The sequence below is a fragment of the Fictibacillus iocasae genome (assembly GCF_042665465.1).
In the GTDB taxonomy this organism is placed as follows: domain Bacteria; phylum Bacillota; class Bacilli; order Bacillales; family Fictibacillaceae; genus Fictibacillus; species Fictibacillus iocasae.
On sequence record NZ_JBHTCP010000052.1, the window covers coordinates 194859 to 216912 of the forward strand.

A 22054-nucleotide genomic window follows, 5' to 3' on the forward strand; every position below is an offset into this window, starting at 1 on the left:
AGCAATGTCCGCTCGGCAAGTCTGTTATGTTCAAGGATGGAAAACCAATAATATCCTTCTTCTTCATGGGATAAATTTTAAACGTGAGAAAAAAATAGAAATATGAAAGGAGGATAATCATGAAGAAAATTCTTGTGATCGTTATGATAACGTTACTCTTATTACCGGGGCACGCATTAGCAGTAGAAAAAGTGAAAAAAGAACCGAAGCAAGAGCAAAAGCAGGAGCAAAAGCCATTGCCGAAGCAGGAGCCGAAGCAAGAGGCAGCGGTTAAGGTGCCAAACTCGGTTGTTAATATTTCAAAAGAAAATACTTATCCAAACTCTGCACAGGACATTCCCTATTTAGAGCCGAGCAAGCTCGCGAAAGACATGCTTAAAACGTCTAATGTGAGAATTACGAATCCAGAACTGATCCGTTTGTTAAACGAGTCCAGCATATCTGCTTCTAAAGTTGCGTTCTGGTATAGAGCCAGAATCTTTTTAGGGCAATATCCACTTTCGTATCAGTCCACTAAAACATCGGTTAACTGGGAATATCAGCAGGCGAACACGAACCGCCTGGATAATCGCGGAGGTAAGGGAAGTGCGGTCCTCTCGTACAGCCAGGTGACACATAAACGGGTGACAGGCGGACTGACTGCGCACATTCCAAATGAAGAAGCGGTTAAAAAGATGATGATCATTTCAGCATCGCAAAAAACGGAGCTTCCGTTAGCGTTCCAAACAAACATTGGTGCAGCCACAAAGAAAAACATCCCCTATAACATCGCACCAAAGCAGGTAGGCTTGCTATACAGCTATGTACCAGCGGTTAATGAGCGCGGACGAGTGGCTTACGGTGAAGTATACATTGTTCTTAAAGGTGGAAAGCGCAAGATTGAAGTGCAGAACGTAACGCAGCAAGGAATCGGGGCTTGGATTCCCGTTCAAGATCATTTATCGTTCCGCTTTAATACAGCGAGATAAAAGAAAAACCATGGATCTAGCTTCCCGGATTCATGGTTTTTTCCTTTACTTTACCTGACAGTCGCCTACCCATTGCTCGCTCCATTCCTGAATGGAGTTAATGACGGTTTTTAATGACTGGCCTTTTTCTGTTAGTTCATATTCAATACGGACTGGTGTTTCTGGATAAACGTGGCGCACAACGATTCCAACATTCTCAAGCTCCTTCATGCGTTCTGTCAGCATTCGGTCGCTCATTTCAGGAATCTGTTTTTTAATATCCTTGAACCGTTTAGCACCGCCCATCAATACGCGGATGATCAGGCCTGTCCATTTTTTACCGATTATATCGATTGTCACTTCATACTTGGGACACATTGTATTGTAGTCCATCATGCATCACCTCATGCTTGTTGGAGTTTTCTCCATAGCTATTATTACCTATAATAGTAACCCCAAGACTTACTTTTGTAAAGTGTCCTGCATTTTTAAAGGTTAGAGGACAGCTTGGAGAAGTCGTGGCTTTTGTAGTACATATCTTTAACAAGCAGGTTAGGTCCCAGGCATTTAACGGCAGGACAATGGCAGTTCAGCGATTGTGCCGTTTTTGTTTTCATCCAGCTCTGAAAGGCATCAGGAAGTGACGTATCTTGAATATTGCCAAGAGCGGGTGTATCACCAAAATCGGTAACGATAATTTGTCCGTCAAAAATATTAATGTTTAGACGGGATCGGCCGTCGGGATCGTTTCGAACGGTTACATTTTCTTCGCTGTATAGCCGCTTTAATAGAGCAAGATCTTCTTCGTTTTTTGAGCATGGGTAAAAAGGCAGCGTGCCGAACAGCATCCATGTGCTGCGATCGCGAACATCGAGCAACGTGTTAATCGCTTTTCGCGTATCTTCAAGTGAAAGCACACCAAGCGCACTGGCGAAGTCGCTAGGGTACATAGGGTGAATTTCATGGCGCTGACAGCCCATTTCAAGAACATGCTGGTGGATTTTTTCTAAATAAGGCAAGGTGCGTTTGTTCAGCATCGTTTCAGCTGAAACAATCACTCCGCGCTCTGTAAGCATCTGAGCGTTCTCGACCATCCGGTCAAAATAGCTGGTCCGCTGCTCTACCGACGGCTTGCGTTCCATAACGGCAAAGCCGGTTTCAGCAAACTCCTCTTCTGTTCCCCAGTTGTGTGAAATATGAAGGACATCAAGATAGGGGACGATTTTCTCATACCGCTTAATATCGAGCGTGAGATTCGAGTTAATCTGTGTGCGTGCTCCACGCTCGTGGGCATACTGTAAAAGCGGCACCACATAATTGTCAACCGATTTTAACGAAAGCATCGGTTCGCCGCCAGTAATGCTGAATGCACGCAGATCAGGAATTTCATCAAGGCGCTTTATGATCAAGTCAAGCGGAAGTGCATCAGGATCTTTCGTTTGCAGGGTGTAGCCGACTGCGCAGTGTGCGCATCTCATGTTGCACAGGTTTGTGGTGGTTACTTCTATATTGGACAGTGTAAGCCGGCCGTGTTCCTCGATGTCCATATAAGCTTCCCAAGGGTCATAGGACGGCGTGATTTTTTGCAGAACAGTCATGAAAAAGCTCCTTTATTTCGTAAAACATAGAATGAAATCAATGCCTATCATACCGCAAATAAAGCAAAATCTAAAGATTGGGTTGGCAAAATCCCTGCCCCTTGTTACAGTAGACAGGAAAGGAGAGATGTTCGTGGGCAACTCGATAAATGATAAAAACACACAAAAAGAATATATTAAAAACCGAATGGACCTTCTTCTCCAGACCCTGGATACGATAGATGCTGAAACAGCGGGCGTAGAAGAAATCGACCGCATCATCGGCATGCTCGATGACCTAGAACAAAAATGCAAACAATTCCGCTACGACTGGGAAAGCTAAAAAGCTAAAACAAACACCGCCTAACAATGAAAAATCGGGCGGTGTTTATTTTTTTGTTTGGTACTTAGGCGGAGTATGTGCGAACATGTTCTTCGGTGCTAACCTGGGGTCCGGTACCGAGATGGTTTGGTACTTAGGCGGAGGATGGCGAACATGTTCTTTGAAGCTAACCAGAGGTCCGGTACCGAGATTATGCCCTTCGGGATAATGAAGACCTTTATCGGTACCGGACCCCACTGTGGGACGCTGGGAAGTAATAGAGGGTTTGGTTGTTTTGATATGTTTTATTTTGTTTTGTTTGATATTTCTTGGGCTGAGGTAATGCGCAAATTGTTATCATCTTCGATTAAATAAATTAATTCATTGAAAGTGCTGATGAAAGGTCTGTTAGTCATCATTGTTAAAGTTAATCGGAGTGTAAGGTGCTCGACTCCTGCAGGATAAGTGGGACAGGTGAGACCTCTCAATGGCGCTTGCGACGAGAGCGCTCACCGCCCACCCTGCGGAAAGCGAGCACCTGGAACGGAGATTAACCGCTTAATACGTTCTTAAATATCATTGCATTTCCTTTAACTAATGGAAATTTTTCTTTATAATGTTCTGTATAGTGATATCGCTTTCAAAAGCGCAAAAGGGGATATGGAGAACATGGAGAAGTTTCAGGAAAGCATGTACAAGCTGATTGTAGAAACATCGACAAAGCTTCCGAAAGATGTGCGCCGTGCGATTCAAGCGGCAAAGATGAAAGAAAACGCGGGAACAAGAGCGGCTATGTCGCTTGAAACGATAACAGGGAATATTTTAAAAGCGGATGAAAATGTGTCTCCGATTTGTCAGGATACGGGATTGCCGACGTTTAAGATCAAGGTGCCTGTTGGAGTGAATCAGATCGAGATGAAAAAGGCGATTCGCCAAGCGATTGCCGACTCGACGAAGGATACGAAGCTTCGTCCGAATTCTGTTGATTCGATTACTGGAGAGAACAGCGGAGATAATCTGGGTGATGGCACGCCGGTGATTAAGTTTGAGCAATGGGAAGAAGATTATATCGATGCACGTCTTATTTTAAAAGGCGGCGGCTGTGAGAATAAGAACATTCAGTACAGCCTTCCAGCAGAGCTTGATGGGCTTGGCCGTGCGGGTCGAGATCTTGATGGCATTCGTAAGTGCATAATGCATTCGGTGTACCAAGCGCAGGGGCAGGGCTGCAGTGCGGGCTTTATCGGTGTGGGTATTGGTGGCGACCGGACGAGTGGATATGAGCTGGCGAAGGAGATGCTTTTCCGTTCTGTGGATGATGTGAATCCTAATGAAAACCTTCGCAAGCTGGAAGAGTATGTGATGGAGAATGCGAATAAGCTTGGTATCGGCACGATGGGCTTTGGGGGCGAGACGACGCTGCTTGGGTGCAAAGTAGGTGTGATTAACCGTATTCCGGCAAGCTTTTTCGTTTCTGTTGCGTATAATTGCTGGGCATATCGACGTCTTGGTGTGAAAATCAATCCGCAGACTGGAGAGATCATCGACTGGCTTTACCAGGAGGGTCCAGATGAAGACTTCAGCCAAGCAGCAGCGAATGAAGCGGCGGCAACGGTTGAAGCATCGGCTGAAAACAATGTGGTGACATTGGAAGCGCCGGTTACTGAAGAGCAAGTGCGCGCGTTGAAGGTGGGTGACGTTGTAACGATCAACGGTATGATGCACACAGGACGCGACGCAATTCATAAGCATTTAATGGATCATGATGCTCCGATTGATCTGAACGGTCAGATTATTTATCACTGCGGGCCGGTCATGGCAAAAGATGAGGAAGGAAACTGGATCGTTAAGGCTGCCGGACCGACGACGAGTATTCGAGAGGAGCCTTATCAAGGTGACATCATGAAAAAGTTTGGCATACGAGCGGTTATCGGAAAAGGCGGAATGGGGCCTAAAACGCTAAAAGCCTTGCAGGAGCATGGCGGTGTATATTTGAACGCGATCGGCGGTGCAGCTCAATACTATGCTGAGTGCATGGAAAAGGTAGAGGGCGTCGACTTAATGGAGTTTGGAGTTCCTGAAGCGATGTGGCATATTCGAGTTAACGGCTTTACCGCAGTCGTGACGATGGACGCTCATGGGAACAGTCTGCATGAGGATGTAGATAAATCATCGTTAGAAAAATTGGCGCAATTTAAAGAGCATGTATTCAAATAACCTAATCGGAAAGCCTGCGCATGTTATGCGGGCTTTTTTTTAATGGTAAAAACTCCCGCATGACATAAGCCGAATAACTTTGCCTTGATTTTCAGAACCTAAGGGTAAGAAAAAGGGAGGAAAAAGGATGAAGTTATCGCTAAAAACGGGCATAATCGCTGGAATCCTGACGATAGTAATCACTTTTACAGGATATCATTCACTTGCCGGCCATTCTTTGTCCACCGAGCGGCATGAATGGTATTTTGAAAAAAGAGGGGGCGAACAGCCTCCTGTGACAGACAGAAAATTTTATTCGTTAATGGAAAAGTATGGCACGATATTTATTGGAGATACATCTAAAAAAGAGATTTATTTGACGTTTGATAATGGCTATGAAAACGGGTATACCGATGATGTGCTGAACGTGCTGCGAGAAAAAAAGGTTCCGGCTGCGTTTTTTGTGACAGGACAGTTTATGAAAACAGATCCCGATCTGATCAAACGAATGGCGGATGAGGGTCACATAGTAGGCAACCACACCTTTCATCATCCTGATATGACATCAATCAGTAAAGAGCGATTAAAAACGGAGCTGCAGAAGGTAAAGAGCCGGTATCAAGAAATTACGGGCAAGTCTGAAATGATGTATGTGAGACCGCCTAAAGGTGTATTTTCGGAAAATAGTGTAGCTTTTTCCAAAGAACAGGGATACACCCATGTATTTTGGTCGCTCGCGTTTCCCGATTGGGATACTAACCGACAGCGCGGCTGGCAATATTCGTACAACCAAATCATGAAGCAGATCCATCCGGGTGCAATCCTGCTGCTTCATACCGTATCAAAGGATAACAGCGATGCTCTAAGTAAGGTGATTGATGACGTAAGAAAGCGCGGTTATCAGTTCAAAAGCTTAGACGAACTTGCGGCATCACAGCAAACACCAGCCATATTTATATCACCATGATGTGTTCTCGCCTGGGTCCTGAGAGCACTTTTTTGTTTGATACACCGCTTTTTTCGACTACAATAGGGAAAGCATGAAAAAAGTAAGAACGGAAGAAGTGAGTTTATGGCGAAAATGAAAAAGCCTTCCTATAAAAAACAAAACCATACTGGCGGCAACGTTGTTCTCGAAGTCGGTCAGACTATACCGTTAACAATTAAACGTCTTGGAATTAATGGCGAGGGAGTCGGATTTTTTAAGAAGACCGTAGTTTTCGTTCCTGGGGCATTGCCTGGAGAAGAAATTACTGCTGTGATTACAAAAGTATTTCCAAATAGAGCCGAGGCGAATGTGAAAAAGCTGCGAAAAGCATCAAAAGACCGCATTACACCCCCTTGTCCGATATACGAAGAGTGCGGCGGCTGCCAGCTGCAGCATCTTTCGTACGCCGCTCAGCTGAGAGAAAAGCAGGATATTGTCCGTCAGGCATTTGAACGGTATACAAAAATATCACCAGACAAGCTTCCTTTAAAAGAAACAATCGGGATGGAAAATCCGTGGGATTATCGAAATAAAAGCAGCTTTCAAGCAGGCAGGGAGAATGGTGAAGTGATCGCAGGCCTCTATAGCGGCAACTCTCACAAATTGGTCGATATTGAAGCATGTCTCGTTCAGCACCCAGACACGAACAAAGTAACAAATGAAGTGAAACGCATATTAAAGGATTTGAACATTCCTATGCATCCTGACAAGGCGAAAAGAGCTGCTGTTCGCACCATCGTTGTCAGAACTGCGTTCCGTTCAAATGGCTTGCAGCTTGCCCTTGTCACAAGTGGAGAACACCTGCTTAAAAAAGACCTTTTTGTGGCTGAAATGAAAAAACGGCTGCCGATTGTTACGTCAATCGTGCAGAATGTAAACGACCAGAAAACGTCCCTTATTTTCGGAGACACCACGTTGCCGCTAAGCGGAAGCGAAACGATTAAAGAAAAACTAGGTGAACTTTCCTTTGAGCTTTCAGCTAGAGCTTTCTTCCAGCTTAATCCGAAACAGACGGTTGTTTTATATGATGAGGTAAAAAAACAGGCGAAGCTGACAGGAAAAGAAAAAATTGTGGATGCTTACTGCGGTTCTGGCACAATCGGACTTTGGCTTGCACCATTCGCAAAAGAAATTCGCGGGATGGATGTGATTGAAGAATCGATTAAGAATGCACGTGAAAACGCGGAAAACCATGGTTTCACCCAGGCTCTGTTTGAAACGGGAAAAGCGGAAAAATGGCTTCCGAAATGGCTGAACGAGGGATGGAAGCCTGATGTGGTTGTCGTCGATCCGCCGCGTACAGGCTGTGATCAGCAATTTTTAAGCACGGTGCTAAAAATCAAGCCAAAGAGAATGGTTTATGTGTCCTGCAATCCGTCAACGTTAGCTAAGGATGTCCACATGTTAATAAATGGAGGGTTTGCTTTAGAAGAGATTACTCCTGTGGATATGTTTCCGCAAACGTCACATATTGAAACCGTTTGTACGCTTGTTTGGAAAGGATAATATCTTTTTCATTGAAATATTCTGACATATGCACACTATCCACATGGTTATCCACAGAGTAATTTGTAGAACTGTGTCATTTTCGTAATGATATTGTAAAGCTAGAAAACGCATGAAAATTATATACACATTATGCACAGCTTGTTGATAACTTTATCAACAGGCTTTAATTCTTTATCGTAATAAAATGGATCCGTAAAGAAATACAAAAGACCTGCTCAGCTGAGCAGGTCTTTCCGGCGTTAGCGTCGCGCTTTTTGGCGCTTATCTGCAGCCTGCGCTCTTGCCTGTGCTTCAAGATCTTCATGATCCGCTAATTCTCTGGAGTATTCGACGTCTACGCCAAGAGAAGCATTAGCTTGTGAAGCAGAGTTTCGAGCATGGGGTTGGGACTTTCGATTACGTTTTTCCACACGCAAGCCTCCTAAAAAGCGAATGTAATGGTGAACGAATCTACAGTCTTGAAGTAGAGGGGATGTCCCTCTAACTATAGAATGCGCCGGATGACGCGTTATTATAACAGGAATTTTTTTCTAACGCTTAGGCTGTTTTTCAGCAGCTTGTGCTTGCTTCATCTCGGAAGCGAGTGTCACTTCTTGAGTTTTCGTCAAATCATCAAAACGCTCCTTCGACTGCTGACGATCACTTTTTCTCATCATAAAATCCTCCTTCTCCTTTGAGATATTATTAGTTTATCCTTAAGAACCATTCGGACGGTTGGAAAGAATAGGACTTGGGACGGCTGTTTTTACAGAGAGTCTGCTGGTCCAAAACGTTGTAGCTTTTAGTCCTTGAGGGGTAGCAAAGAATATGCAAAAAGAAACAAAAAAAGCGCGGAATATCCGCGCTTTTTGCCTTCAAGCTTCTTTCAGCTGTTCTTCTCCATCGCACACCAGAGGATGTGCCTGGTGCTGATGCTGTAGACGGAGCTGATGCATCGTGTAATTATCTTTTTCGATCTGGTAAAGGTTATAAACATCGCCGTCTTTGTTCAGCTGATCGTATACGTCTTTACGCACTTCATTGGCAAGCGTCACATAAGGGATCTTTTCAGCTGCCTTTTGCGAACGGAAATTTGTCTTGCGGATGCGCATGAATATCGTGTGGATATCTTTTTCGTAAAAAAGCTCTGAAAAGAAAGCTTCCTTCGCCGGGTTGTTATAGCCTTTGCCGAAATACGGCTGTCCGATCCATGTTCCAAGGAAGCCGTAGCCTTCTTGGACGTCGAACAGGTTAATAGTGCCAATCGGATTTTGCCACTCATCTAGAATGGTTCTTGAAATCACAGTTCCCTGCTCTTCTTCCTCGATCGTTTGCTTTGTCATAAACATGAATTCTTCGATGGAATTCGCTTTTTGACGAACAAAAGGGAAGACATCAGGATGCACCATTAAATTGAAAAGAACATGACTGTCTTGTAAATCACGCTTTTTTAACAATTTAATCCCTCCCAGAGGGCAGATTTGTAGCCCACCCTCGAATTAAGAATGAAAATTAATTCGGGGTGGGAATCGAACCCACTAGGACCAGCCCGAGCTGGTGGCGCACCAATTGCCTTCCCATGCAATGTATTTAATTATGACTACTTCTGTATCATAAGACATTTTTATAAAAAAGCAAATAGTTTTTATGTGGATTTTTTGTAAATTATTTGACCATTTATCAAGGTCATCACAGGTTTCGATGAAAAATGAAAAGGATGGTCGTTCCAGATCGAAAAATCGGCATCTTTCCCTATTTCAATACTGCCGACACGGTCAGCTACACCAAGGTTTTTGGCAGGATTTATCGTGATGGCCTGAAGCGCTTTCTCTTCATTCAGCCCTTCTCGGACTGCGAGGGCCGCGCACACATTCAAATACTGAATCGGTGTGTACGGATGATCGGTTGTAATGGAAATTTCAACATTATTTTCCGATAGTATACGGCACGTTTCCCACGTCTTATTTTTCAGCTCAATCTTGGATTTTCTGGTGATCGTCGGACCGACACTCACCTGAAGGTTTAACGGTGCAAGCTCTTCAGCCACTAAATGGCCTTCTGTACAATGCTCGATGCGAAAATCAAGGTTAAATTCCTCCGCGAACCGTACAGCTGATAAGATATCATCTGCTCGATGCGCATGAATGCGTACAGGAATTTCACGCCTTAACGCTGCCACGATAGGTGCCACACGAAGATCGCTCTGGCTCGGGGTACTGCGTGCTTGATAAAACGCTTCACGCAGCATCCCCATGATCCCCATCCTTGTAATGGAATTGTTGCTGGAGCCAGAGTGAATCCGTTTAGGGTTTTCGCCAAGAGCAATCTTTAACCCGGCTGTTTCTTTGATCAGCATTTTTCTGATGTCGACACCATGTGTTTTGATAACCGAGGTCGTACCGCCGATTACGTTTGCGCTCCCTGGCATAATGTGTGCGGTTGTAATGCCGTATTTGATCGCATCACGAAACGCAATATCAAGGGGATGGCAGCCATCAATGGCCCGGATGTGAGGGGTAAGCACCTCGAACGTTTCATTCGCATCATTTCCTGCCCATCCTGTTCCTTCATCATACAGCCCAAGATGAGTATGAACGTCGATCAAACCTGGCAGCAGGTGCAGACCTTTACAATCTATAACCTCCATCTCGCTTGAAGGCTCGATGGATTGTGCTATTTCCTCAATTTTCCCATCGTGGATCAGTACATCTCCTGACTCCATGACGGCTGATGTGATTGGATATACTTTAGCGCCTTTGAAAAGTGTTTTCATGTGTATCACCTGCTATATAGTTTCTGTTGTCATTTAAGTTAAATGAGATCGCGAAGTGCTTCCGTAAGCCGCTGATAACGGAATTCAAAGCCATTATCGCTGGCTTTTTTCGGAATCACGTGCTGTCCTTCTAATACAAGCATGCTCATTTCGCCGAGCAGCCATTTCAATGCAAAGGAAGGGGCGGGTAGAAAATAAGGCTTGTTCATGATCCGTGCCGTTTCTTTCCCGAATTCATCCATAGTAACGGGATGAGGTGCAGTGGCATTGACCGGACCATTGATGTTCTTGTTTTCAATCGCAAATTGTATAAGCCTCGCAGCATCCTCCACATGGATCCAAGAAAGCCATTGAGATCCTGATCCGACGCGTCCTCCTGCATAATATTTGAATGGTGCAATCATCCGGCTGAGCGCGCCGCCATCTTCACCAAGCACAACGCCAAACCGTGTAACAGCAAAACGAAGGCCCATCTGACCAGCACGGCTAGCTTCTTTTTCCCAAAGCGCGGTCACATGCGCAAGAAAATCGTTATCAGCACCTGGTGATTCCTCTGTAAATATCTCCTTTTTGGATGTTCCATAATATCCGACTGCTGACGCGTTCACCCAGACCTCGGGCTTGTGCTCCATTTTTTCAAGAAGACGGAGAAGCTCTTTCGTGACGGATAATCGGCTTTGAAGGATATTTTCTTTCTTGCTTTTGGTCCATCTTCCGTTAATCGATTCCCCAGCAAGATTCACGACTGCTGTGATAGCAGGCAGATCATTCTCTGGTGCGGCCCCATTTGTCATCCATCTGATAAATGTCACTCCGTTCTCACTTTGTTTTTTATCGGATGACCTTGTCAAAATGTAAACATGATACCCCTCAGATGTGAGCTTTTGAGTAAGATGGCGGCCGATGAAACCCGTTCCTCCTGTAATCAGTACATTTTTCATTTGTTCTCCTTTTCACAAAAAAGAATGTGATGATCAAAATATTTATTTTAAAATTTAGAATATTTGCTATAATCATGTTAGCTCTTATTATACCAAACAAAATGTGGAGGTGCTGTCTTGGAACTGCAAAGAAAAACAGAAACAAAGAAATCCAATCCCTTTTTGAAAGCGTTATTATGGATTGGGATCGCACTGGCAGGCGGAATCGCGTTATCCGTCATCGCGCTTCAGCGTGACGAGAAAATCAGCGCCATCTGGTTTATCGTGGCATCACTTTGTACATATGCGGTAGCGTACAGATTTTATGCGCGCTTTATCGCAAACAAGATTTTCAAGCTCAATAAAGAAAATGCAACTCCAGCAGAACGCTACGCTGATGGTAAGGACTATGTTCCGACAAATAAGTGGGTGCTCTATGGCCACCATTTTGCAGCGATTGCAGGCGCTGGACCACTAGTCGGTCCGACGCTTGCTGCCCAGATGGGCTACTTGCCTGGAACACTCTGGCTCATTGTCGGAGCTGTATTGGCGGGAGCGGTGCAAGATTACGTCATCCTTCTCATTTCTATGCGCCGTAAGGGTAAGTCTATTGGCCAGATAGCAAAAGAAGAGATCGGTCCTGTCGGCGGTTACCTTGCGCTAGTCGGCGTTTTTGCCATCATGGTTATTTTGATTGCCGTGCTCGCGCTTGTTGTGGTCAACGCACTGAAATCAAGCCCATGGGGTACCTATACGATTGCTATGACCATTCCGATTGCCTTTTTTATGGGCTTTTATATGCGCTATTTAAGGCCAGGAAGGGTAGGAGAGGCCTCCATCATCGGCTTTGCTCTCTTGCTTTTTGCCCTTGTCAGCGGGCAGTGGGTAGCGGATTCTGCTACACTTGCTCCTCTTTTCACGTATGAAGGAAAAACCCTGGCATTCTTGTTGATCGGCTACGGATTCTTGGCTTCGGTCTTGCCGGTTTGGATGCTGTTAGCACCGCGCGACTATTTAAGCACGTTCCTAAAAGTTGGGGTTATTGGCATGATGGCGATCGGCATACTGATCGTGATGCCGGAAATTCAAATGCCAGCTGTCACAAAATTCATTGACGGGACAGGCCCAGTTTTTGCGGGTAACTTATTTCCGTTCTTGTTCATTACAATCGCATGTGGAGCGGTATCCGGTTTCCACTCCCTTATTTCTTCTGGAACGTCACCTAAGCTGATTGCAAGAGAAACTCATGCACCGATGGTCGGTTATGGCGGAATGCTGACTGAGTCATTTGTTGCCATCATGGCGATGGTGGCAGCAACATTATTGACACCAGGATTATATTTTGCGATTAACTCCCCGCCTGCAGCAATAGGAGCGGATCCGACAGCGGCAGCTCAAGTGATTTCTAGCTGGGGCTTTTCAGTTACAGCGGATGAAATTGATGAGCTGGCGAGAAACGTGGATGAAGAATCAATTCTTTCCCGAACAGGCGGAGCACCGTCTTTGGCGGTGGGAATGGCGCAGATCTTCTCACAAGTCATCGGCGGTAAAAGCTTGATGGCGTTCTGGTACCATTTTGCGATTCTCTTTGAAGCCGTCTTTATCTTAACAACGATTGACGCGGGTACACGTGTCGGGCGCTTCATGCTTCAAGATCTTCTCGGCCATGTGTACAAACCGTTAGGAAAAACAGATTCAACATGGGCTGTGTATGTAACGAGTGCGCTTGTTGTGGCAGGATGGGGCTACTTCCTGGTTGTCGGAGTGACCGATCCGCTTGGCGGGATCAATACACTCTGGCCGCTGTTCGGTATCGTTAACCAGATGCTTGCAGCAATCGCTCTGATCGTCGGTACTACCGTTATTATTAAAATGGGTAAAGCGAAATATGCGTGGGTCACAGCGGTGCCGCTCACTTGGCTTTTGATCGTGACGTTCTCAGCAGCTTGGCAGAAAATCTTCTCCAATGTTCCGGCTGTAGGCTTCCTTGAAAAAGCATCACAAGTAAAGGCGCAGATGGCTGCAAACGAATTGCCGCCGGCGATCCCAAGCATGGAAGCTGCTTCACAAATCATCTTTAACAATCAGCTGAACGCGGTGCTGACTGGATTGTTCATGCTGTTGATCGCAGGCGTTCTGATTGATGCGGCTCGCATCTGGTACAAGGTTTTAGGACAGAAAAAGAATCTGCCAACGTATGAAGAGCCATTTGTTCAGACAAAGCTGGGTGAAGTATAAGATGAGTTTCTTTTTACAGCTGAAGAACGTGCTGATCAACATAGGCAACGTGTTTAAAGGAGTGTCAAACCTCCCTAATTATCAGGCTTACGTTAATCATCTGAAGCTGCATCATCCTGAGCAGACACCACCGACAGAAAAGGAATTTTTTGAACAGTATTTGGCGGATAAGTACGGTCCCTCCGCCACCCGATGTTGATAACCACAGAAAAGTGCAGGCTGCACTTCGAACAAGAAGCCCCCGCGAGATTTATTACGCGGGGGTTTTTTGGTTGGTTTTGGTTCTTGGGCGGAGTGTGGCGAACATGTTCTTCGAAGCCAAACAAGGGGTCCGGTACCGAGATGATGACCTTCGGTATAATGTGAATCTTTATCGGTACCGGACCCCACTGTGTTAAAATATAGTTGAAAAGAGGTGGGGAAATGGCGGTTGTTACGCGGATTTCCGCTCAGAAGAAAAGTAAGGAACGTTATAATGTTTTTATTGATAAAGGCGCGGGGGAAGAGTTTGGTTTTAGCGTTCATGAGGATGTGCTGATCGCGGGTAGTCTCAAGAAGGGGATGGAGATCAGCGAGAGTGAATGGCAGGAGATTCTGGCGCTTGATGAGGTGAAAAGGGCTTACAGCCGTGCACTTCATTACCTTTCGTTTAGGATGAGGTCTGCTCAGGAAATTGTTCAGTATCTTGTTAAAGCTGAGTTTTCTGAAGAGGTTGCGAAGAAGGTGGTAAATCAGCTGAAGGACCAGAAATATGTGAACGACCGGGAGTTTGCGGGAATGCTCGTGAGGACTCGGATGAACACGACAGCGAAGGGGCCGGGGGCTGTGAAGCAGGAATTGATGGCGAAGGGCGTAAGCGAGCGGGATATGCAAGAGGCGCTTCAGGAGTTCTCGATGGAGCGGCAGCTGGAAACGTGCATGAAGCTGGCGGCTAAGGTGCTTTCGCAGAAGAAGGGTATCTCGCTGAATGAAAAAAAGCAAAAGCTGAAGATGCAGCTTTTGCAAAAAGGGTTCACTGCGGATGTGATTGAGCGGTCCATTCTTTCGGCGTCGTCTGAGCCGGATGAAGAGGAAGAGAAGGAAGCGCTGAAGAAGCAGGCGGAGAAGGCTCATCGTAAATACAGCCAGTTCAGCGGTTTTGAATATGAGATGAAAATGAAGCGTGCGCTTTTTGCGAAAGGTTTTGCCGCTCATTTAATCGAACAAGTATTGCGTGAAGGGTTTATCGGTCGATAAAAATTTCACTTACCGTGTAGCCGCCGGCTTTTTCCTCATGGACGATTGTTTCGGCTACAAGGGAAGGGCTTTTTAGGCGGCTTCGGTCTTTTATATGAGTGCTATTATCCCAGAACGGTGTGTCCATGCCCCCCATATAAACAGCGATGGCACGCAAATTAGTGGCTTCCCATTCTTTTCCGAGGCTTTCCGTAAAGCCTCGGACGGCAAATTTGCTGGCGCAATAAACGGATTCGTTCACTTTGCCGCGCAGCCCGGCAGTTGAAATAATGTTCATAACGGTGCCATGGTCTTGCTTTTTAAAATATGGAGTTGCCGCCATGACAGGGAAGATGGTCCCTTTAACGTTTGTGTCAATCATGGTGGTAACATCATTTTCTGATAGTGTGTCTAGGGGGCCAAACGCACCGGTGCCTGCATTGTTAATGAGCATATGTACAGGACCTGAAAGGAAAATGAGGTTTAGAACGGATTGCACCTGCTCTATGTTTGCAACGTCACAGACAGCGGTATGTATAGTGCCGCGTGAGGTTTTCAGCTGTAAGGCAGCTTCTTCTAGTTTCGTTTCGCTGCGTCCGAGAAGAAAGACGTCGTGGTTCTTGGAGTAAAGCTTAGCGAGCTCTAAACCAAGGCCAGAACCACCGCCGGTTATGATAACAGAAGTATTCATTAAGATTATCACTCCTTATGTTGAAGTATGGTTATATCGTATAGAAAAGAAAGGTCGTACACAATGGAAAAACGATTTAGTGACATGACAGAGCATGAGCTGCAAATGGAGATCGCAGCGATGAGAGCGAAGGCACAAAAGGCAGAACAGATGGGAATGGTGAGTGAGTTTGCTGTATATGACAGGAAAATCGCTCTTGCCAAAAGCTATCTTGTTGATCTAGAGCAGTTTGAGAGTGGGAAAAGCTACGAGCTGCAGGGTGATCCTGGCTCATTGTTTAAGCTGGTTTATTTGAACGGTGTGTTTGCATGGGGCTACAAAAATGGGAATACAGAAATGGAAGCCTATCCTGTATCCATGCTCATCACCACATAAATAGGGAAGCGGATACGCTTCCCTATTCCTCACTATGAACGCTTACGTGTTTGAACTTCAAGCACATAATTATTCAGTGCTTGCTGGGTTTCTCCGTTAACTTGGTTATACGCATGCTTCGAGTTAGCCCGTGGGGAGTGAAATGGGTCGGAGTAATTTGCGTTAAACAGGTTTGGCTGAAAGAACTTTTTCTTGTTCATTCGTGACACCCCCAGTATGAAATTCATAACCGCAAGAGTTACTTATCGTCTCGGTGCTGGTTGGACATAAACATCCGCTCCTGAGGATGGTCGCGGATGCTTCCGTCTGGGCGCTTGGAAGAGAACTCTTCCTTTGCCCGGCCTTCACCAGAGACGGAAATCCGATTTGGGAAGTTCTTCGCTTTATTTCTCATATAAAAGCCCTCCTTGTAATCGGTTCTGTACTAGTATGGACGCAGGGTTTGCCTTTATGTGACGGAAAAAGCCTTAAATAATGGGACAGGAGGGAGAAAAATGGAAGAGCGTTTTAACAGGCTTGCCGAACAGCTGATTCATATTAACCGCAGCTTATCAAAAGAACAGGCGCTAACTTGGGTCGAAGGTCTTTGGGAAGATTTTGAATCATCACGAGCACGTGCTGGTTACGATTATGCTGGGCAAGATGCGACTGAAGCGATGGTTTTGTCTTGGATTAAATCATACGGACCAAGACTTCATGAATACAGCAGCGACAACCCGAAATTCCAACGGTATAAAGGAAACTCGGCTGACGCCAAGCCATTTCGTCAGCCCTAGTTGACCTTATACTTTGTTCGTTAACTTTTTGACTGCGTCGAGTTCCCTCAGTGTTAAAAAGTTATACTTTTACAAAGTATAAAGGAAACTCGGCTGACGCCAAGCCATTTCGTCAGCTCTAGTTGACCTTATACTTTGTTCGTTAGCTATAAAAAAAGACTGATCCGGGATTGTGGATCAGTCTACTCGTTTTTTACAATGTCAAAAGGTGAATAGTCTAGCTTCTTGCGCAAGCGGTCTTCGCTATATACCCAGCCTGTATACGATGTCATCACATTTAGGTCATCATCGAGCTGAGCAAGAGCAACGAACGGATAATGCTCTTTGCTGCGGTATCTTAAATCAATATAGCGGATTTCATGACCGTATTCGTTCTTTTCAATCTCCCAGCGGTATACTGGTGAGAACGACAGAAATGCAGCGATGTTTTTATCTTTATTGGCAGCTGCAATCATCTTGTTCTTTGGAACTGGAAGGCGGTCAAATACATCCCATACGGTCAGTTCTTTTCCTTGGAGACCTGCAACAATAAACTGTTTAGGGGTCTTTATCGCTAAATGATATTGACCGTAGCGGATGGCAGGGGAAGCGATGATTTCTATGGCTTCCGGAATTTTTCTGCGTATGAATGCATCCGCTCTTTTTCTTGCAATAATGCGCCAAATGTAATAAAAGACGAGTATCACATAAATCGATAAAAAGGTTCGTCCTGGATCGATTCCGCCGTACCAAAGCATGATGCCAAGCAGGTGGATGAAAAAGATAAACGGATCAAAAATACTGATGACTCCGAGAGCGACCCATTTCTTTGAAACAGGATAAAGCGCCTGCGTTCCATACGCGTTAAATATATCAACAAATACATGCAAAATAACGGCGATAGCCGTCCATAGCAAGACTTTGTTCCCGTCAGCACCTGGGACAAAAAGGTGGATAGCGCCTGCGAGCAAAAGAGGCCAAATCACCAATGCGGGAAGGGAATGCGTGATGCCGCGGTGGTTTCGGATATACACGGCATTATTTTTTAATTTCAAAACCGTATCGAAGTCAGGTGCATGAGACCCGATCAGGGTACCGGCAATGACAGCCTGAGCTGTGACGGGATCTGCCGCGATCGAGGGATCGATCATGGCAAGTCCGCCAAGTCCGATGCCCATGACAATATGAGTACCTGTATCCATGAAAAAGTGCACCTCCTTACCTTGAAGAATGGAGTGATACCATGAAAGATGAGATCACCGTGTTTATGGAATATAAAATAAATGCAGAATATGTTCAAGTTTATTCGTCGCTGATCAAGCACATAAAGAAAAAGCTTCAATCGATGGGTGCATCAAATTTCCACTCCTACAAGGCTGCTGATCAGGATTCCCTATATGTGGAATTCTTCCAGGTAAAAGATTACAGCCTGTATAACAAGATAAAGGAAGCAAGGCTCCATCCAGCCGAAATGGTGTTCAGCGACCTTCACGAGATGGTGGAAGGCGGCATTCGTAAAATACATTGCTGGGCGTTTATTAAACAGGAACTGGAGGATGAAGATTGAATCATCAAGAATTGCACACGACCAATTTTCCCATACTTGAATTTCAGCAAAACTTGCTGACCTGGTACAAAGAGAACCACCGCAAGCTGCCTTGGCGGGAGAGCCGGGACCCATACCGGATATGGGTGTCAGAAATTATGCTGCAGCAGACGAGAGTGGATACTGTTATCCCTTATTACAATAACTTTATCGAAAAGTTTCCCGAGCTCAAAGATCTCGCTGAAGCAGAACCTGAGCAGGTTATGAAAGCGTGGGAAGGTTTAGGTTATTATTCCCGAGTTATGAATTTGCAAACCGCAGTAAAAGAGGTAAGAGAACGATTTGACGGAATCGTGCCCCGAACACCAGAGGGAATATCAAGCTTAAAAGGGGTTGGCCCCTATACGGCCGGTGCCGTTTTAAGTATTGCCTATGGTGTTCCAGAGCCGGCTGTTGACGGCAATGTGATGCGCGTCCTTTCCAGAATTTTATTGATTGATGAAGACATCGCCAAGCCCAAAACGAGAAAAACCTTTGAAAAAGCCGTCCGCGAGCTTATTTCACATGAAGACCCATCATCGTTTAACCAGGCTCTTATGGAGCTAGGCGCCATCATCTGCACACCGCGATCTCCAGCATGCCTCGTTTGTCCTGTGCAGAACGAATGCCGTGCCTTCGCTGAGGGAAGACAGCAGGAGCTGCCTGTCAAAACGAAAAAAACAAAGGTGAAAACCGTTAACATGTCGGCCGTTATCGCGTATGACGAAGCGGGCAGGCTGATCATTCATAAAAGGCCAGAAACAGGATTGTTGGCAACGTTATGGGAATTTCCGAATGTAGAAGCCAACGCAGTCTCCGATACAGCTCGAAGCAATGAGGCTCAAGCTTATATTTATGAACAAAGTGGCGCAGAAATCTCGATAAAAGGAAAAATCGGTTATATTGAGCACGTATTTTCGCATTTAAAATGGAAAATTGATGTTTGGGAAGCAGAAATCAAGAAACTGCCAGATGAGCTGCCTGAAGATTGGCGTCTATTGTCTGTAGAGGATACAGAGAAACTCGCTTTCCCTGTTTCACATCAAAAAATGATCAAGCTCGTTAAGGAGGCCATTTTGCTATGAACTTGAACTTACAAGGGAAAAATGTTCTCGTAACAGGAGGCTCCAAAGGTATAGGACTCGCTATCGCGAAGCTGTTTAAGGAAGAAGGCGCTGCGGTTGCCATTGTTGGAAGAGAGGAGCCGGTTTTGGTTGCGGCCGCTGACGAACACGGATTTACTGCTATACGAGGAGATGTTACCGTTCCATCTGATCGTGAACAGATCATGAGCCGCTTTATTGAAAAGTTCGGAACGATTGATGTGCTCGTTAATAACGCAGGCGGAAGCAACGGAGGCAGTGTGCTTGAAACCACGATGGATTTATTCGAACAGGCGATGCAGTTAAATTACCTATCAGCCGTTCATTTGAGCCAAATGGCAGGTCAAGTGATGAAGGAAAGAGGAGATGGAGCTATCGTGCAAATTTCCTCTATTTTTGGACGAGAATCAGGCGGCAAACCGACGTATAATGCGAGCAAAGCGGCTCTTATTTCTTTCACGAAATCATTTGCAGATGAAATGGTCGCTCATGGGGTACGTGTCAACAGTGTTGCGCCAGGATCCATCCTTCATGAGACAGGCAACTGGAAGAAAAGGATGCAAGAAAATCCTGAAAAGATTGCGACTTTTGTAGAGCAAAACATCCCCGCAGGCCGCTTTGGCACGGTGGAGGAAGTCGCAGCCGCTGTAGTGTTTCTCGCATCAAAGCGCGCATCCTGGATTTCAGGGGCTACCCTGAATGTGGACGGCGGCCAGTCCTACAGCTTTTAATAAAACACAAAGACTGGGGTCCGGTACGTTTCTCGCACACATCCATCCACACGAAACGTCACGAGAAGCTGTACCGGACCCCTGTTTTTTTACATCTAATCGTATTGCTGTTCTGTACCGTGCTGCCAATCAGCCTCATTTCGCTGAAGACCGCCGCGTGCTTCGATCTCTTTAATGATCTCTCGGTGTATGGATGCTCCTTCTTCATTCAAGTACGGAGTCATCTGTTGAAGGGAATGGTGAAAATAGGCAAGCTCACTGTCTTTCCATTCTTTCTTTGATGTCATGCTCAATTCCGTCATATCACGTCCAACGTACATATTTTTCTCCTCACTTTCTTGTGTCTATTTTTTGCTGTCATCCTTTTATTATTCCACGTAAAGATTCCGTTAAATCCTCCTTTATTTCCAGTTCCGTTCACGATTAAACGTACCAAAAACTGTTTTTTAAAAGTGTTTTTTTGAGTACATATTTGTGTTTATTTGCGGTTAAATTAATCTGCGTGGAGGTGAAAACACATGGACAAAAAACAAAACCAACAAGGTTACCAAAAAGCTCAGCAAGCGCGTCAACAAAACGCACAAGCTGGACAAGCTGGTCAGTATGGTACTGAGTTTGCTGCTGAAACGAACGCACAAGAAGTTCGCCAGCAAAACCAGAAGTCTGCTCAACGCAAAAACCAACAGTAACCTCTGCAAGCAAAAACGCTCCCTAATCCAAGGGGGCGTTTTTCAATTTGCGTTAAGTCGTAACTTTTTGTCAGGGAAGGCATTCGATTCAGTCAATAAGTTAACGTTTAAGATAAGTTCAACTAAGGCAGACGAACATTAAAATTGTTCATCCTACATATTCTGCTTTTCATCAACTATTACACCTCGCAACTTTCATCTGAACCAGAAATCACCTGCTTCAAACCTCCCTTTCGTTTGCAATAAACCATTGTTGGGAAAACTAATCCAGAGATCAATAAAAAAAAGGCGCTTTTCTTTTGTCGGTATAGGGACACTATCATTTCCAAACTATTCACAAAACGATATAATAAAGAAGAGACGAAAGGTTTTTTAGCTCATGCACTTTACTATGGTGCAGCAGCGGTCGGGAATGAAAGCTTACGGAGAGCTTGAATCCTCAATAAAACCAAACCTAGAACAAAGTTAAATGAAATGAATGTAGTGTAGGCAGACAAAATTGTACGAGGGACTTAAAGTTGAAGCTGGTGAATTACCACAAAAGAAAAAATGGAAAAAAGGAGCGGACAAGTAAATAGGGTAACCCATTGGCTTCCGGAACTCGGGCAGAAAGGAGCGGCATATGAGTTTTCCTGCAACCGGAAGTATTATTAACATTCAAAGCTATAAGCATAATGGCTATCTGCACAGGACGTGGGTAGATACTGCCATTCTAAAAGGAAGCTCCCAGATCATCATCGCTGGTAACGATCGGATCATCGTAACGGAATCGGATGGCAGGCAGTGGAGAACACGAGAACCGGCGATCTGCTATTTTAGTTCCAAGCTCTGGTTTAATGTGATCGGCATGCTCCGGGAGGATGGCATTTATTATTACTGCAATCTCGGTTCCCCCTTCATGTGGGATAACGAGGCCCTGAAATATATCGATTATGATTTGGATGTCAAAGTCTTCCCGGATGGCACATACATCCTTCTTGACGAGGATGAGTATAAGCTGCATCAACGAATGATGAGGTACCCACCGGAGCTCGACACAATCATTAAAAGAAACCTTAACGAGCTTCTTTCCATGATCACACAAAAGAAAGGTCCATTCGAACCTGGATTTGTAGAAGAATGGTATGAGCGGTTCCTAGAATTAAGATAATACAAACAAAACCTGTTGAAACCATCAGCAGGTTTTCTGTTTCTTATGATTTTTATAAGATAATGAAGAGATTATTGCCATTAACAAACTTCGTAATTTTTTCCCTTTTCATTCACCTTTATCATCACTGAATACTTCTTCAGAAAAGTTAATCGGAATGAAAGGTGCCGACTCCTCGAAAATGGACTTCACATTTTCTTCGTGCGATGTCTTGCGACGGAGCATTCCTTATCCTGCTTAGATGAGTGAGAAGGTGAACCTTCAATGGCGCTTGGCTAGCGAAGGGGCTCACCGCTCACCCCTCTGGATAA

27 protein-coding genes are annotated in these 22054 nt (G+C 45.1%); 15 read left to right on the forward strand and 12 right to left on the reverse strand.

Annotation, left to right across the window (positions count from 1 at the left end; genetic code table 11):
- The first annotated feature begins 119 nt into the window (after positions 1 to 119).
- Positions 120 to 968: a YfkD family protein gene (locus ACFQPF_RS18335; protein WP_379751692.1), complete on the forward strand. Its 849-nt coding sequence runs from the start codon at positions 120 to 122 to the stop codon at positions 966 to 968.
- 45 nt (positions 969 to 1013) lie between these two features.
- On the opposite strand, the gene ACFQPF_RS18340 is transcribed toward ACFQPF_RS18335, so the two are convergent.
- Both ACFQPF_RS18340 and yfkAB read right to left on the reverse strand, forming a co-directional pair.
- A complete protein-coding gene (locus ACFQPF_RS18340; RefSeq protein ID WP_379751779.1) occupies positions 1014 to 1340 on the reverse strand; it encodes a winged helix-turn-helix transcriptional regulator in 327 nt (108 codons plus the stop codon).
- A 95-nt stretch (positions 1341 to 1435) separates the two neighbouring features.
- Complete coding sequence (yfkAB, locus tag ACFQPF_RS18345) at positions 1436 to 2545, reverse strand: radical SAM/CxCxxxxC motif protein YfkAB (RefSeq protein ID WP_379751694.1); 1110 nt, start codon at positions 2543 to 2545, stop codon at positions 1436 to 1438.
- A 133-nt stretch (positions 2546 to 2678) separates the two neighbouring features.
- On the opposite strand from yfkAB, the gene ACFQPF_RS18350 reads away from it, so the two are divergent.
- The 4 genes from ACFQPF_RS18350 (at position 2679) to rlmD (ending at position 7536) form a co-directional block, all read left to right on the forward strand.
- On the forward strand, positions 2679 to 2867 hold the full coding sequence (locus tag ACFQPF_RS18350) for an SE1561 family protein (protein ID WP_379751696.1): 189 nt from the start codon (positions 2679 to 2681) through the stop codon (positions 2865 to 2867).
- 576 nt (positions 2868 to 3443) lie between these two features.
- Positions 3444 to 5063 (forward strand): fumarate hydratase, encoded by a 1620-nt coding sequence (locus tag ACFQPF_RS18355; RefSeq protein WP_379751697.1) that lies wholly within the window; start codon positions 3444 to 3446, stop codon positions 5061 to 5063.
- A 127-nt stretch (positions 5064 to 5190) separates the two neighbouring features.
- Entirely contained in the window at positions 5191 to 6009 is an 819-nt protein-coding gene (pdaA, locus tag ACFQPF_RS18360) for a delta-lactam-biosynthetic de-N-acetylase (RefSeq protein WP_379751699.1), read from the forward strand.
- Between the two features lie 105 nt (positions 6010 to 6114).
- Positions 6115 to 7536 (forward strand): 23S rRNA (uracil(1939)-C(5))-methyltransferase RlmD, encoded by a 1422-nt coding sequence (gene rlmD, locus ACFQPF_RS18365; RefSeq protein ID WP_379751700.1) that lies wholly within the window; start codon positions 6115 to 6117, stop codon positions 7534 to 7536.
- A 242-nt stretch (positions 7537 to 7778) separates the two neighbouring features.
- Here rlmD and ACFQPF_RS18370 read toward each other — a convergent pair whose 3' ends face one another.
- The 5 genes from ACFQPF_RS18370 to ACFQPF_RS18390 form a co-directional block, all read right to left on the reverse strand.
- A complete protein-coding gene (locus ACFQPF_RS18370; RefSeq protein ID WP_379751702.1) occupies positions 7779 to 7949 on the reverse strand; it encodes a YfhD family protein in 171 nt (56 codons plus the stop codon).
- A gap of 120 nt (positions 7950 to 8069) precedes the next feature.
- Positions 8070 to 8195, reverse strand: coding sequence for a hypothetical protein (locus ACFQPF_RS18375; protein WP_379751705.1), 126 nt, complete (start codon positions 8193 to 8195; stop codon positions 8070 to 8072).
- Between the two features lie 198 nt (positions 8196 to 8393).
- Positions 8394 to 8975 carry a GNAT family N-acetyltransferase gene (locus tag ACFQPF_RS18380; RefSeq protein ID WP_379751707.1) on the reverse strand — a complete coding sequence of 194 codons (582 nt, stop codon included), beginning with the start codon at positions 8973 to 8975 and terminating at the stop codon, positions 8394 to 8396.
- Positions 8976 to 9163: 188 nt separating this feature from the next.
- Complete coding sequence (locus ACFQPF_RS18385) at positions 9164 to 10291, reverse strand: amidohydrolase (protein WP_379751709.1); 1128 nt, start codon at positions 10289 to 10291, stop codon at positions 9164 to 9166.
- 38 nt (positions 10292 to 10329) lie between these two features.
- Positions 10330 to 11232, reverse strand: coding sequence for a TIGR01777 family oxidoreductase (locus tag ACFQPF_RS18390; protein ID WP_379751711.1), 903 nt, complete (start codon positions 11230 to 11232; stop codon positions 10330 to 10332).
- A 117-nt stretch (positions 11233 to 11349) separates the two neighbouring features.
- Here ACFQPF_RS18390 and ACFQPF_RS18395 point away from each other — a divergent pair, with 117 nt between their 5' ends.
- The 3 genes from ACFQPF_RS18395 to recX all read left to right on the forward strand — a co-directional run bounded on the left by ACFQPF_RS18395 (position 11350) and on the right by recX (position 14685).
- Positions 11350 to 13449 (forward strand): carbon starvation CstA family protein, encoded by a 2100-nt coding sequence (locus ACFQPF_RS18395; RefSeq protein WP_379751713.1) that lies wholly within the window; start codon positions 11350 to 11352, stop codon positions 13447 to 13449.
- Position 13450: 1 nt separating this feature from the next.
- Positions 13451 to 13648, forward strand: a complete 198-nt coding sequence (locus tag ACFQPF_RS18400) for a YbdD/YjiX family protein (protein ID WP_379751716.1) — start codon at positions 13451 to 13453, stop codon at positions 13646 to 13648.
- 224 nt (positions 13649 to 13872) lie between these two features.
- Positions 13873 to 14685, forward strand: coding sequence for a recombination regulator RecX (recX, locus tag ACFQPF_RS18405; RefSeq protein WP_379751718.1), 813 nt, complete (start codon positions 13873 to 13875; stop codon positions 14683 to 14685).
- Here the strand turns inward: recX and ACFQPF_RS18410 are convergent.
- Positions 14672 to 15355, reverse strand: coding sequence for an SDR family oxidoreductase (locus tag ACFQPF_RS18410; protein ID WP_379751720.1), 684 nt, complete (start codon positions 15353 to 15355; stop codon positions 14672 to 14674). The two genes, recX and ACFQPF_RS18410, sit on opposite strands and share 14 nt — an antisense overlap.
- Positions 15356 to 15418: 63 nt before the next feature.
- Between ACFQPF_RS18410 and ACFQPF_RS18415 the strand changes: the two genes are divergently transcribed.
- A complete protein-coding gene (locus ACFQPF_RS18415) occupies positions 15419 to 15730 on the forward strand; it encodes a YfhH family protein (RefSeq protein ID WP_379751722.1) in 312 nt (103 codons plus the stop codon).
- Positions 15731 to 15762: 32 nt separating this feature from the next.
- On the opposite strand, the gene ACFQPF_RS18420 is transcribed toward ACFQPF_RS18415, so the two are convergent.
- Together ACFQPF_RS18420 and sspK are read right to left on the reverse strand one after the other, a co-directional pair.
- The gene (locus tag ACFQPF_RS18420) at positions 15763 to 15957 is read right to left on the reverse strand and encodes a YpzG family protein (RefSeq protein WP_379751724.1); all 195 of its coding nucleotides are present in this window, start codon (positions 15955 to 15957) and stop codon (positions 15763 to 15765) included.
- Between the two features lie 11 nt (positions 15958 to 15968).
- Entirely contained in the window at positions 15969 to 16124 is a 156-nt protein-coding gene (sspK, locus tag ACFQPF_RS18425) for a small acid-soluble spore protein K (protein ID WP_379751726.1), read from the reverse strand.
- Between the two features lie 100 nt (positions 16125 to 16224).
- Between sspK and ACFQPF_RS18430 the strand changes: the two genes are divergently transcribed.
- Positions 16225 to 16506: a YfhJ family protein gene (locus tag ACFQPF_RS18430; protein ID WP_379751728.1), complete on the forward strand. Its 282-nt coding sequence runs from the start codon at positions 16225 to 16227 to the stop codon at positions 16504 to 16506.
- Between the two features lie 182 nt (positions 16507 to 16688).
- Here ACFQPF_RS18430 and ACFQPF_RS18435 read toward each other — a convergent pair whose 3' ends face one another.
- Positions 16689 to 17687: a metal-dependent hydrolase gene (locus ACFQPF_RS18435; RefSeq protein ID WP_379751730.1), complete on the reverse strand. Its 999-nt coding sequence runs from the start codon at positions 17685 to 17687 to the stop codon at positions 16689 to 16691.
- A gap of 41 nt (positions 17688 to 17728) precedes the next feature.
- On the opposite strand from ACFQPF_RS18435, the gene ACFQPF_RS18440 reads away from it, so the two are divergent.
- From ACFQPF_RS18440 to ACFQPF_RS18450, 3 genes are read left to right on the forward strand one after another with little or no spacing between them, the layout of a single operon-like run.
- Positions 17729 to 18052, forward strand: coding sequence for a hypothetical protein (locus ACFQPF_RS18440; protein WP_379751732.1), 324 nt, complete (start codon positions 17729 to 17731; stop codon positions 18050 to 18052).
- Positions 18049 to 19155, forward strand: a complete 1107-nt coding sequence (gene mutY, locus ACFQPF_RS18445; protein WP_379751734.1) for an A/G-specific adenine glycosylase — start codon at positions 18049 to 18051, stop codon at positions 19153 to 19155. The genes ACFQPF_RS18440 and mutY overlap by 4 nt, the downstream gene beginning before the upstream one ends.
- Entirely contained in the window at positions 19152 to 19904 is a 753-nt protein-coding gene (locus ACFQPF_RS18450; RefSeq protein ID WP_379751736.1) for an SDR family NAD(P)-dependent oxidoreductase, read from the forward strand. Before mutY ends, ACFQPF_RS18450 begins: the two co-directional genes overlap by 4 nt.
- Positions 19905 to 19999: 95 nt before the next feature.
- Here ACFQPF_RS18450 and ACFQPF_RS18455 read toward each other — a convergent pair whose 3' ends face one another.
- Entirely contained in the window at positions 20000 to 20224 is a 225-nt protein-coding gene (locus tag ACFQPF_RS18455) for a hypothetical protein (protein WP_379751738.1), read from the reverse strand.
- Between the two features lie 198 nt (positions 20225 to 20422).
- Between ACFQPF_RS18455 and ACFQPF_RS18460 the strand changes: the two genes are divergently transcribed.
- Together ACFQPF_RS18460 and ntdP are read left to right on the forward strand one after the other, a co-directional pair.
- Positions 20423 to 20593 (forward strand): gamma-type small acid-soluble spore protein, encoded by a 171-nt coding sequence (locus ACFQPF_RS18460; protein WP_379751741.1) that lies wholly within the window; start codon positions 20423 to 20425, stop codon positions 20591 to 20593.
- Positions 20594 to 21215: 622 nt separating this feature from the next.
- Entirely contained in the window at positions 21216 to 21743 is a 528-nt protein-coding gene (ntdP, locus tag ACFQPF_RS18465; RefSeq protein WP_379751743.1) for a nucleoside tri-diphosphate phosphatase, read from the forward strand.
- Positions 21744 to 22054: the final 311 nt, after the last annotated feature.

What these genes read in the sequence shown, in the direction of transcription:
- ACFQPF_RS18430 (WP_379751728.1), top strand. Translation starts at nt 16,225, where the DNA reads ATGGAAGAGCGTTTTAACAGGCTTGCCGAACAGCTGATTCATATTAAC.
- ACFQPF_RS18450 (WP_379751736.1), top strand. Translation starts at nt 19,152, where the DNA reads ATGAACTTGAACTTACAAGGGAAAAATGTTCTCGTAACAGGAGGCTCC.
- ACFQPF_RS18435 (WP_379751730.1), bottom strand. Translation starts at nt 17,687, where the DNA reads ATGGATACAGGTACTCATATTGTCATGGGCATCGGACTTGGCGGACTT.
- ACFQPF_RS18460 (WP_379751741.1), top strand. Translation starts at nt 20,423, where the DNA reads ATGGACAAAAAACAAAACCAACAAGGTTACCAAAAAGCTCAGCAAGCG.
- ACFQPF_RS18375 (WP_379751705.1), bottom strand. Translation starts at nt 8,195, where the DNA reads ATGATGAGAAAAAGTGATCGTCAGCAGTCGAAGGAGCGTTTTGATGAT.
- ACFQPF_RS18340 (WP_379751779.1), bottom strand. Translation starts at nt 1,340, where the DNA reads ATGGACTACAATACAATGTGTCCCAAGTATGAAGTGACAATCGATATA.
- ACFQPF_RS18400 (WP_379751716.1), top strand. Translation starts at nt 13,451, where the DNA reads ATGAGTTTCTTTTTACAGCTGAAGAACGTGCTGATCAACATAGGCAAC.
- rlmD (WP_379751700.1), top strand. Translation starts at nt 6,115, where the DNA reads ATGGCGAAAATGAAAAAGCCTTCCTATAAAAAACAAAACCATACTGGC.
- ACFQPF_RS18415 (WP_379751722.1), top strand. Translation starts at nt 15,419, where the DNA reads ATGGAAAAACGATTTAGTGACATGACAGAGCATGAGCTGCAAATGGAG.
- pdaA (WP_379751699.1), top strand. Translation starts at nt 5,191, where the DNA reads ATGAAGTTATCGCTAAAAACGGGCATAATCGCTGGAATCCTGACGATA.
- ACFQPF_RS18440 (WP_379751732.1), top strand. Translation starts at nt 17,729, where the DNA reads ATGAAAGATGAGATCACCGTGTTTATGGAATATAAAATAAATGCAGAA.
- ACFQPF_RS18335 (WP_379751692.1), top strand. Translation starts at nt 120, where the DNA reads ATGAAGAAAATTCTTGTGATCGTTATGATAACGTTACTCTTATTACCG.
- ACFQPF_RS18355 (WP_379751697.1), top strand. Translation starts at nt 3,444, where the DNA reads ATGGAAATTTTTCTTTATAATGTTCTGTATAGTGATATCGCTTTCAAA.
- ACFQPF_RS18390 (WP_379751711.1), bottom strand. Translation starts at nt 11,232, where the DNA reads ATGAAAAATGTACTGATTACAGGAGGAACGGGTTTCATCGGCCGCCAT.
- yfkAB (WP_379751694.1), bottom strand. Translation starts at nt 2,545, where the DNA reads ATGACTGTTCTGCAAAAAATCACGCCGTCCTATGACCCTTGGGAAGCT.
- ACFQPF_RS18420 (WP_379751724.1), bottom strand. Translation starts at nt 15,957, where the DNA reads ATGAATTTCATACTGGGGGTGTCACGAATGAACAAGAAAAAGTTCTTT.
- ACFQPF_RS18455 (WP_379751738.1), bottom strand. Translation starts at nt 20,224, where the DNA reads ATGTACGTTGGACGTGATATGACGGAATTGAGCATGACATCAAAGAAA.
- recX (WP_379751718.1), top strand. Translation starts at nt 13,873, where the DNA reads ATGGCGGTTGTTACGCGGATTTCCGCTCAGAAGAAAAGTAAGGAACGT.
- sspK (WP_379751726.1), bottom strand. Translation starts at nt 16,124, where the DNA reads ATGAGAAATAAAGCGAAGAACTTCCCAAATCGGATTTCCGTCTCTGGT.
- ACFQPF_RS18410 (WP_379751720.1), bottom strand. Translation starts at nt 15,355, where the DNA reads ATGAATACTTCTGTTATCATAACCGGCGGTGGTTCTGGCCTTGGTTTA.
- ACFQPF_RS18385 (WP_379751709.1), bottom strand. Translation starts at nt 10,291, where the DNA reads ATGAAAACACTTTTCAAAGGCGCTAAAGTATATCCAATCACATCAGCC.
- ntdP (WP_379751743.1), top strand. Translation starts at nt 21,216, where the DNA reads ATGAGTTTTCCTGCAACCGGAAGTATTATTAACATTCAAAGCTATAAG.